Genomic DNA, 8991 nt, shown 5'->3' with positions numbered 1-8991 from the left:
CGGTAGCGGTGAGGCCCTGCGCCTCGTTCGGTGTGCCCTCGGGCAGCGTGACCGCGAAACAGTAGGTCACGGGCGACCCTGCGGCCGCGGCAAGCGGCTGGCTTCCCGTGCCCGCGGTCGCGAGCGTGCTGTTGTTCGCCACGACGACTGCTCCGGCGCCAAAGGTTGTCGCGTTGCACGCGCTGCCAGCAGGGATCGTGCGCACGCCGTAGCGCAGGTGCGTGCCGAGCCCGGTGCCGGTCACGGTTGCGCCGCTGAGCGTGACGCTCCCGGCAACATTCGTGTCGGCGAGCGTCCGCACGGCGAAGCGCGCGTACGTCGTCGTGCCCGGCGACATCGCGGTGGGCGCGACCGCAAACGAGAGCACGGCCGGGGCCGTACTCGGGTGGTCAGAGAACGTGGTCCCGTCGGCCGAGCCCTGAATCCCGAACTTGCTCGCGGCGAAGACGCCCTGAGCTGCCTCGTTGTCGGTCCACGCGGCGAGCGTGAGCGTACCGCCGACTCCGAGCACCAGGGCTCCGGCCAGCAGCGCCCGCACCCGGGTAAATTGCCTCCCGGGTGCGGCTCGCCTCCCCCGCGCCGGCGCTCGGCTACTGCGGCGGATCATGATCGCTACAGGGTCGCGCCGGATTCAGCGGTGAAGGTCCAGGTGATGGATCCCCGCTCCCCCTGCACAAGGGTGCCGTCAGCAGCAACCTTGAAGCACAGGAACGCCGGGGCATTCAACGCGTCGAGTTCGAAGGAGGCGGCGTCCGCGTCCGTGCCGCCGCCGTACGCGGTAGCGTCGCAGGTGGCGTCGGTGGTGAAGACGTAGCTTGCGGTAGTCCCGGCGAGGGCAGCGCTCATATCCTGCGTAACGTCGACGTTCGCAGCATAGGTCGAGCCTGCCTGCAGGCGGACAGCGTATCCCGCGTACACTTCGCTGCCGGGAGCGAGGTTATCTGCCCCCACTGCGAAGCTCAGCTGGGCGGCATCACCCGTGGTGGGGTTGTCAGAGAAGGCCGACCCATCGGTCGATCCTTCGATGCCGAAGCTGCCGCTGCCGAAGATGCCGCGGGCCCACTCGTTGTCTGTCCAGGCGGCGAGGGTGATCGCCGCTCCGACTCCGAGAACGAGCCCGCCCGCAAGCAAAGCTCGCGCCCGTGTCCAACCGTGACGCTTGGGGGTGGTCTGTTGTGCATGGTCAAGTGACATGAGCGATACTCCTTTGTACGTTCTCGCTGGGCGTGCCCCGCGATGCTCTTGCCAAATGGTACGTCAAGTACTCCATTTACCATAGGGTCTTCATGCTTTCTGCCCCGGCAGCTCGCCAGGCTGCAGAAGGGCTTCGCAAATCTAGCTCGAAGCAGTCAGACTGGACACACGACACCGCCGACCGCGAAGGACAGCACCCCATGGCCCCCACAGCACACAGCTCCGTACAGCTCGAGAACGAGCACTTTCGCGTCACGGAGTGGACGATCCCGCAGGGGGCAACGATCCCATTGCACCGCCACGACTACGAATACGTCGTGATTCCCCTCGTGACCGCGTCGATGCGGGTCGACAATGCAGACGGCTCATCCTTCGACGCAGAGCTCGTCACCGGCGTGAGCTACTCGCGGCCCGCGGGCTCCGAGCACGCGATCAGCAACGTCTCGTCGCCCGACGCGATCGTGTTCGTCGAGGTCGAGAAGCTCTAGCGCCTCCTCGCCACGACGACAGTGTCGAAGTGCGTGCCGGCGACCCCCTCGGGGCCGACGGCATCGCGCTCGCGGATCTCCGAGACAGCTATCCGCCAGGCGGCCGTATCAAGGGCGAGATCGGCGAGCTCTGCCTCGGGCGTCGGGAAGTAGCCGGGGCCGTGGTGCTGATGCGCGCCCGAACTGCCGGAGTGCTCCGCTTGCGCCCACGACGGCGGAGCACCGTGTGACACGAGCACAAGAGTGCCGCCCGGCGCGACGCGTGCCGCTGCTGCGCGCAGTGCCTCGGGGCGCGGCAGGTGCGCGGGCGACTGCAGAAAACTCGCGGTCACAAGGTCGAAGGGCTCGTCTGCGCCGTCGATGCTCCGCGGGTCATCGATCCAGTCTCCGAGATCGGCCGCGATGAACGTTGCGTCGATTCCGCGCGCCGCGGCCTCGGCGCGGCCGCGCGCGACAGCGGTCTGCGAGAGGTCGATGCCCGTGGCCTGCCAGCCGCGCTCGGCAAGCCAGAGCACGTCTCCACCCTCACCGCAGCCCAGGTCGAGCGAGCGGCCGGGGGCGAGATCCGCGACAACTGCGGCGAGCGCAGTGTTCACCTTCCCTGACCACATCCGGTCGGCCTCGCCGTAGCGCTGCTCCCAGAACTCGGCCGGAGTCAGTTCCGCCTCAGTCATCATGCTCCTTACTCACTGCCCGGGTGAAGTCTTCCTCCACCAGGGCGAAGTTTACCGAGCCACCGGCTGCCGCTCCTGACCCCATCGCCATGGGCACGGTCGCCATCGGTGCGGCGACGTTTCCGACGGCCCACACGCGCTGGTGGCTTGTCTTGCCAAAGCCATCGACGGTCAGGAAGCTCCCGTGGGCAGCCGCGGTGCGCGCAAGGTCAAGGTCTGCGACGAAGCCATCCAACGGGACCATGGTGCTCGCGGTGAGGATCGCGTCGGTGTCGTGGCTGAGCCCATCCGCCGTGCGCACGCCAGTCACACTCGTCCCATCGCCGAGGATCTCCGTGACCGGCGCGCTCACGATCCGCATGCCGCGCGCGAGGAGGGACCGCTCGACTGTGGGATCGAGCGGGCCGAGTTCCGCGCTGAACACGGTGACGTCGTCGCTCCACTGCCGGGCGAGCTTCACCTGGTGCAGTGAGTCCGGTGAGGTGGCGAGCACCGCGATCCTGCTCCCGCGCACTTCCCAGCCGTGGCAGTAGGGGCAGTGGAGCACGCTGCTCCCCCAGTAGTCGCTCAGCCCGGGGATCGCCGGGAGATCATCGCGTACGCCCGTCGCGATGACGAGGGCCCGGGCGGTGAGGGTAGCGGGAGCGGTTCTCTCCGTCGCCTGCGCGAGCTCAATGACGAGCCTGTCGCCCGCGTCGCGCACCCGAACGACGCTGCCGTCGACGAACTCTACCCCGTACGCCGCCGCTTCTGCCCGGCCACGCTCGAGGAGGCTCTCGGGTGTGGCGCCGTCGTGGCCGAGGACGTTATGCATGTGGGCGGCGAAGCGGTTGCGCGGGGTTCCCGAGTCGATCACGATCGTGCGGCGCAGGGAGCGGCCGAGGGTCTGTGCGGCGCTCAGCCCAGCGGTGCCGCCTCCGATGATGATGACGTCAGCGTGTGTCTGTTCCATACCGGTATCGTCGCGCAAGAGCTGCAATAATGGCAATCAGAATTGCTGTATTGGCAAATGCCTCGGCGGGCAGCCCTGCTCTCCTCACCCCAAGCACCCAGGAGGAGCACTATGGAAGAACTTCAGCAGCTGGGAGCACGCCTCCGCGCCGTGCGGCAGGAGCGCGACTGGACCCTCGACGACCTCGCGGGCCGCGCAGGCATGTCGGTCAGCACGCTGTCACGGCTCGAATCGGGCAAACGCCAGGCCAGCCTCGAGCTGCTGCTTCCGCTCACGAAGCAGCTCGGGATCCGCATCGACGATCTCCTCAAGCAACAGCCGCGCGACCCGCGCGTGCATCGCGCCCCGGTCACCCGCGGCAGCATGACAATCGCGCCGCTCACACGGGAGGAGTCCGATGTGCGCGCCTTCAAGATCACCTACCGCCCCGAGGCTCCGCAGCGGCCCGCGCAGATCCACGAGGGGCACGAGTGGCTCTATGTGCTCTCGGGGCGACTGCACCTCGAGCTCGGCGAGCAGCAGCTCGTGCTGCAGCGGGGCGAAGCCGCAGAATTCGACACCATGACGCCGCACCGCATGTGGGCTGCGGGCACCAGACCGGCAGAGGTCATCAGCATCTTCAACACCGTGGGCGAGCGCGTGCACCTGCATTCCCACTCGGCCGAGTAGTACTGATTGAGCCGAACCTCACACCGGCACCTCACGCAACAGCCGCTCGATGATCGCGTCGTCAGCACAGCGATGACCGCCGCCGACCCTTCCTCCGACGCACGGCGAACAGCCGCCTCGGTGGCACTCACCGACTGGTTTCTCTCCCGGCTGCCCCGTTGTCTGCCGAGGGCGAGCTCGCGAACGCCCTCGGGGAACTACTGGCTGATCCCTCGATCACGCAGGTCGCGGATCTTGCGCCGCGCTTGCACACTTCCACACGCACACTGCAGCGCGTCGCGCCCCGCTACTTTGGGCTCACCATCCATTCAATGATTCGGCGACGTCGGCAACAGGAGGGCGCGAGGCGTCTCCCCACGGATCCTACCCTCAGCATCGCCAACCTCGCTTCCGAGCTCGGGTACTCCGACCACGCTCACTTCACCACCGATTTCACCGGGGTGCTCGGCGTCTCGCCGCGGGATTTTCGAGGGTCGGAGCCATTGATAGTAGGCGGCTGAGGCATGCAGGCTACCCTCGAAGCATGGCTGAGCACACTGATCACCTCATCATCGGCGGCGGCATCATGGGGCTCGCGACCGCCTGGCAGCTGGCACGCCGCGGCGAGCGGGTACACCTCATCGAACAGTTCGAGCCGCATCACACACGTGGCGCTTCGCACGGTGCCACCCGCAACATCAACAATGCCTACCACGAGGGGTTCTATCTCGATCTCTTCGACGAGGCGTTCGCGCTGTGGCGGGGGCTCGAGGCGGAGTCGCCTGAACCGCTGCTCAAGCTGCACGGCCTCGTGACGCAGGGCGATGAGGCGACGGTGCTCGCCTCCCACGAGGCGCTCACCGCACGCGGTGCAGACGTCGCGCTGCTCGACCCGGCTGCGGCGAGCGCCCGCTGGGCGGGGATGCGGTTCGCCGGCCCCGTGCTCGTCGGGAACCAGGCCGGCGTCGGGTACGCGGCCCGGGCGCTCGACGCGTTCCAGGCCGCGGCTGTTCGTGACGGAGCGATCATCGAGCGGGGTTCACGCGTCGTCGCCATCGATCCGGAGGCAGGCCGCGTGCGCGTCACCGTGGCTGACGCCTCAGGCACTACCCGCGTCATCGAGGCCGGCCACGCGATCGTCGCGGCCGGGGCCTGGTCGCAGACGCTGCTGCAGGGGATCATCGATCTCCCCACCCTCACCGTCACCGAGGAGCACCCAGCCCACTTCGCCCCGCGCGACCCAGCCCACGTGTGGCCGTCGTTCAACCACATGTTCGCGCCTGATCAGCTCGACGAGCGCGGCGGTAACGTGTACGGCATGCCGACCCCTGGCGAGGGCGTCAAGCTCGGGCTGCACGCGGTCGGGCACGAGGTGGATCCGGATCAGCGCACGTTCGCGGCAACCCCCGAGGTGCGCGCGGCGGTGCGGGAGCACGTCGCAGAATGGTTCCCGGGCCTCGACCCCGACACCGGCGTCGAGATCAGCTGCACCTACACGTCGACGCCGACAGGCCGCTTCGTGCTCGACCGGGTCGGCCCGCTCACCGTCGCGGCCGGCTTCTCAGGCCACGGCTACAAGTTTGCTCCGGCGATCGGGCGGATCCTCGCGGATTCGGCAACCGGGATCGCGCTGCCGCCGGCGGAGTTCCGGATCGCGGCGCACGTCGCAATCGGCTGACACTGCGCGCCCCCGCGCACGCCCCGCTCACCCACGCACCCCGCAACGCAGGAGAGGGCCCACCCTCGCGGGTGAGCCCTCTCCTGCTGTGCCCGCGGCTGCGGTCGGCAGCTACAGCATGATGAGGCTGATGACCCACACCGCGACGAACGCGGAGATGCCCTGGATGAGCGTCGCCGGGGTGAGCGTGCGGTACGCGGTCGCAGTCGGAATGCGGCTGAACTGCGAGACGACCCAGAAGTAGGAGTCGTTCGCGTGCGAGACAACCATCGCGCCCGCACCGATCGCGAGCACCGACAGCACCGCGCCAACGTCGCTGCCGAGGCCGAGGGCGGGCAGCAGCGGGAGCATCATCGCGGACGTGGTGACCATCGCGACCGTCGACGAGCCCTGCGCGGTCTTCAGCGCGGCCGACACGATGAATGGCACGGCGATACCGATGCCGAGCGTCGCGAGGTTGTCTGCGAGGAACGTCGTGATGCTGCTCTTGCCGAGCACGCCACCGAATGCCGCGCCCGCGGCGGTGATCATGAGGATCGGGGCCGAGATCGTGATGCCGTCGGCGATCTGCGAGTTGAAGCGCTGCAGCTTGCCGTTGCCGCGGAGCAGGAAGATCGCCGAGATCAGGCCGAGCGCGAGCGCGATCACGGGGGTGCCGATGAAGTTCAGCACGTTCGTGACGACGCCCTCGCCGAACGGCAGCGCGGGCAGCTTCGCGATAGATGCGAGGCAGATGAGCAGGATCGGGATGAGGATCGGCATGAACGCGACGAGGCCATTCGGGAGCTTGCCATATGCGGCCTTGAGGTCTTCGTAGCTCTCTTCGACCTCGCCCTCGGGGAGCGGCAGCAGCTCGATGTCGCGCTTGAGGAAGGTGTTCGCGTAGAGCAGCGCCGCCAGCGCGGAGACTGCCGCGACGATGAGGCCGAGACCAATGAGGAGGCCCAACTGCGACTCGACCTCGAGGTTCGCTGCCGCGGCCAGCGGGCCGGGGGTCGGCGGCACGAGCGTGTGTGTCGCGTAGAGGCCGGTCATGAGCGCGATCGACATCGCCACGAGCGACACATTCGCGCGCTTCGCGATCGCCTTGCGGAGGGAGTTGAGGATCACGAAACCGGAGTCACAGAACACCGGGATCGAGACGATGTACCCGATGACCGACATCGTGAGGGTCGGGAAGCGCGTGCCGATGAGCTTGATAAGCGCATCTGCCATCGCGATCGCGGCACCCGAGCGTTCGAGGATCACGCCGATCATGGTGCCGAACAGGATCACGAGGCCAATATTGCCCATCGTCTTACCGAAGGACTCGGTGATGGTGGGGATGATCTCCTCGACTGGCAGCCGGAACGCGAACGCCCCGATAAACGCAGCGCCCAACAGGGCAAGGAACGGGGATATCTTAAATTTGGCAGTGACCAGGACTATCCCGGCAACTAACACCAAAAGCACGATGAGATCGAGCACGGTTTTCTCACTTTCTCTGTTGACGACGCTGTCGGAGGATGACGAGTCGGAGGGTGGTGCGGCGGCACCTGACAGCAATGTCAGGTGATGTGGACGGGGAGCGCGGTGAGCGCGACCACCTGGGCGGCGGTCTCGGTGATGCGGGCTGGGGTGTCTGCAACCAGGTCGGGGAGGGAGATCGGGCCGGGGGCGATCGAGAACGCGGCAGTGATTCCCGCCGCGCGGCACTCGACTGCGCTGAGCTCGACGGTTCCCGCGATGACGACAAGCGGCACCCCGGCGGGGCGGGTGCGGGCAACGAGGTCGACAACCTTGCCGTTCACCGACTGGCTGTCGAGCCTGCCCTCTCCCGTGAGCACGAGGTCGGCCGAGGCGAGCAGTGCAGGGAGGCCGATGGCCTCGGACACAAGGTCAGCGCCGGCGACGGTGTCGGCGCCCAGCAGCGCGACCGCGGTGAGCGGGATGCCGCCGGCCGCGCCAAAGCCGGGGCGATCGGTGTAGGCGGTCGCCGGCAGATCATTGCGGGCGGCGAGCAGGGTCGCGAGGTGTTCGAGGCCTGCGTCGATGTGCGCAACATCCGCAGGCGACGCGCCCTTCTGCGGTCCGAACACCGCGGCCGCTCCCTCGGGCCCGCAGAGCGGGAACCCGACATCGACGGCAATCTTCCAGCGCGCGGCGCGCGCCCGCGGATCGAGCCCGGAGGCGTCGATCGTCGCGATCTCCCGCAGGCCTCGGGCACCCGGCGTGACATCGCTGCCTGCGGCGTCAAGGAAGCGGACGCCGAGGGCGCGGAGGATCCCGGTGCCGCCCTCGTTCGTCGCCGATCCCCCGACGCTCAAGAGAATCTCGGTGACCCCGTGATCGAGCGCGTCGAGCACGAGCTCACCCACGCCAAAGTTGTCGGCCTCAAGCGGGCGGAGCGGTTCGTCGCTCACCCAGGGCAGGCCGTTCGCCTCGGCTGCTTCGATCATCGCTGTCGCACCGTCGGAGCTGATGCCGTAGCGCGCGACCCTGGGGCGGCCGAGCGCATCGTGCACCCGCGCCTCACGCGCGTCGACGCCCCACGCGGTGAGCAGCGCGTCGAGCGTGCCCTCGCCGCCGTCGGCGAGGGGGATCGCGACGTACTCAGCGGCGTCGCCGTAGACCGCGCGGGCACCCAGCAGCATCGCCTGCGCCGCTTCGTCGCCCGAGCAACTCCCCTTAAACGAGTCGGGGGCTGCGACGATCACGGGGCGGTCATTGCCTGGCATGCGTTCAGCCTAGGAGCTATCGGCGAGCACGCACAGGTGCGGGATGCACCAAGATTCACGCCCCAAATAGCTGCCTACGGTGCGCTATGCACTGATCCCCGCGACCTTGGCGCCTGCTCCGCCTCCGCGGCAAGCGCGAGTGCGAGCACGGCAGCCTGCTCGGGCACCCGCAGGTCGAAGCCCGTGCGCTGCGCAATCGACTGGAGGTGGCGGCGCACCGTGTTTCGGTGAGTGAAGCCCGACCGCGAGAGTTCCGCGGCAACCCCGGAGGCCAAATACGCGGCGAGAGTCTCGCGTTCAGCCGGAGTGACCCCGGCGAGCACGCCGCTCAGACTCACCGCCACACCAGCTGGGAGCTGCGCCGCGGCCAGCCGCAGGAAGAGCCCACTCGCGGCACGCACCTCACCCCTTCCCCAGAGTTCAGGGCGCGTCGAGAGCACCGCGAGGTTCCCGGCCTCACGGGCGAGCTCCTCGCCGGTCCCGCTGAGGCCGCCGTAAACGAGGCCCACGCCCGGCAGCTCCGCCGCGATCCGCTCAGCAACTGCCGCTGCGGCTTCACGCCCGGTCCCAGCCGGGGCGGCTCGCGGAGCCTCGCGACTCGCCGCCGCGCCACTCACGAGCACCCACAGCACCCCGCGCA

At 68.5% G+C, this 8991-nt stretch carries 11 protein-coding genes; 4 read left to right on the top strand and 7 right to left on the bottom strand.

The features are described from left to right. Both ACI1US_RS11345 and ACI1US_RS11340 read right to left on the bottom strand, forming a co-directional pair. Positions 1–538 (bottom strand): SipW-dependent-type signal peptide-containing protein (locus ACI1US_RS11345; protein ID WP_461640525.1); only part of this gene is annotated, 538 nt, incomplete at its 3' end. A gap of 74 nt (positions 539–612) precedes the next feature. Beyond that, positions 613–1194 (bottom strand): SipW-dependent-type signal peptide-containing protein, encoded by a 582-nt coding sequence (locus ACI1US_RS11340; protein WP_461640523.1) that lies wholly within the window; start codon positions 1192–1194, stop codon positions 613–615. Between the two features lie 200 nt (positions 1195–1394). Between ACI1US_RS11340 and ACI1US_RS11335 the strand changes: the two genes are divergently transcribed. Next, entirely contained in the window at positions 1395–1682 is a 288-nt protein-coding gene (locus ACI1US_RS11335; RefSeq protein WP_461640521.1) for a cupin domain-containing protein, read from the top strand. Here the strand turns inward: ACI1US_RS11335 and ACI1US_RS11330 are convergent. Next, a complete protein-coding gene (locus tag ACI1US_RS11330; protein WP_461640519.1) occupies positions 1679–2356 on the bottom strand; it encodes a class I SAM-dependent methyltransferase in 678 nt (225 codons plus the stop codon). The two genes, ACI1US_RS11335 and ACI1US_RS11330, sit on opposite strands and share 4 nt — an antisense overlap. Then, positions 2349–3308: an NAD(P)/FAD-dependent oxidoreductase gene (locus ACI1US_RS11325; protein WP_461640517.1), complete on the bottom strand. Its 960-nt coding sequence runs from the start codon at positions 3306–3308 to the stop codon at positions 2349–2351. The genes ACI1US_RS11330 and ACI1US_RS11325 overlap by 8 nt, the downstream gene beginning before the upstream one ends. A 111-nt stretch (positions 3309–3419) precedes the next feature. Between ACI1US_RS11325 and ACI1US_RS11320 the strand changes: the two genes are divergently transcribed. The 3 genes from ACI1US_RS11320 (at position 3420) to ACI1US_RS11310 (ending at position 5634) form a co-directional block, all read left to right on the top strand. After that, positions 3420–3977, top strand: a complete 558-nt coding sequence (locus ACI1US_RS11320; RefSeq protein WP_461640515.1) for a helix-turn-helix domain-containing protein — start codon at positions 3420–3422, stop codon at positions 3975–3977. A gap of 158 nt (positions 3978–4135) precedes the next feature. Further along, entirely contained in the window at positions 4136–4477 is a 342-nt protein-coding gene (locus tag ACI1US_RS11315; protein WP_461640513.1) for a helix-turn-helix domain-containing protein, read from the top strand. Between the two features lie 23 nt (positions 4478–4500). Next, the gene (locus tag ACI1US_RS11310; protein WP_461640512.1) at positions 4501–5634 is read left to right on the top strand and encodes an FAD-dependent oxidoreductase; all 1134 of its coding nucleotides are present in this window, start codon (positions 4501–4503) and stop codon (positions 5632–5634) included. Between the two features lie 111 nt (positions 5635–5745). On the opposite strand, the gene ACI1US_RS11305 is transcribed toward ACI1US_RS11310, so the two are convergent. The 3 genes from ACI1US_RS11305 to ACI1US_RS11295 form a co-directional block, all read right to left on the bottom strand. Then, positions 5746–7086, bottom strand: a complete 1341-nt coding sequence (locus ACI1US_RS11305; RefSeq protein ID WP_461640527.1) for a GntP family permease — start codon at positions 7084–7086, stop codon at positions 5746–5748. 95 nt (positions 7087–7181) lie between these two features. Then, positions 7182–8351, bottom strand: coding sequence for a glycerate kinase (locus ACI1US_RS11300; protein ID WP_461640510.1), 1170 nt, complete (start codon positions 8349–8351; stop codon positions 7182–7184). A 74-nt stretch (positions 8352–8425) separates the two neighbouring features. Further along, a partial coding sequence (locus tag ACI1US_RS11295) for a helix-turn-helix domain-containing protein (RefSeq protein ID WP_461640508.1) occupies positions 8426–8991 on the bottom strand: 566 nt, incomplete at its 5' end.

The organism is Leucobacter sp. BZR 635 (genome assembly GCF_048061935.2).
GTDB lineage: Bacteria > Actinomycetota > Actinomycetes > Actinomycetales > Microbacteriaceae > Leucobacter.
Note: the sequence above shows the minus strand (reverse complement) of the source record. Positions and strands in the feature narration are given on the sequence as shown.

Bases quoted from the DNA above. Each gene is read 5' to 3' on its own strand.
- ACI1US_RS11340 (WP_461640523.1), bottom strand. From the start codon at position 1,194: ATGTCACTTGACCATGCACAACAGACCACCCCCAAGCGTCACGGTTGG.
- ACI1US_RS11335 (WP_461640521.1), top strand. From the start codon at position 1,395: ATGGCCCCCACAGCACACAGCTCCGTACAGCTCGAGAACGAGCACTTT.
- ACI1US_RS11330 (WP_461640519.1), bottom strand. From the start codon at position 2,356: ATGACTGAGGCGGAACTGACTCCGGCCGAGTTCTGGGAGCAGCGCTAC.
- ACI1US_RS11325 (WP_461640517.1), bottom strand. From the start codon at position 3,308: ATGGAACAGACACACGCTGACGTCATCATCATCGGAGGCGGCACCGCT.
- ACI1US_RS11320 (WP_461640515.1), top strand. From the start codon at position 3,420: ATGGAAGAACTTCAGCAGCTGGGAGCACGCCTCCGCGCCGTGCGGCAG.
- ACI1US_RS11310 (WP_461640512.1), top strand. From the start codon at position 4,501: ATGGCTGAGCACACTGATCACCTCATCATCGGCGGCGGCATCATGGGG.
- ACI1US_RS11300 (WP_461640510.1), bottom strand. From the start codon at position 8,351: ATGCCAGGCAATGACCGCCCCGTGATCGTCGCAGCCCCCGACTCGTTT.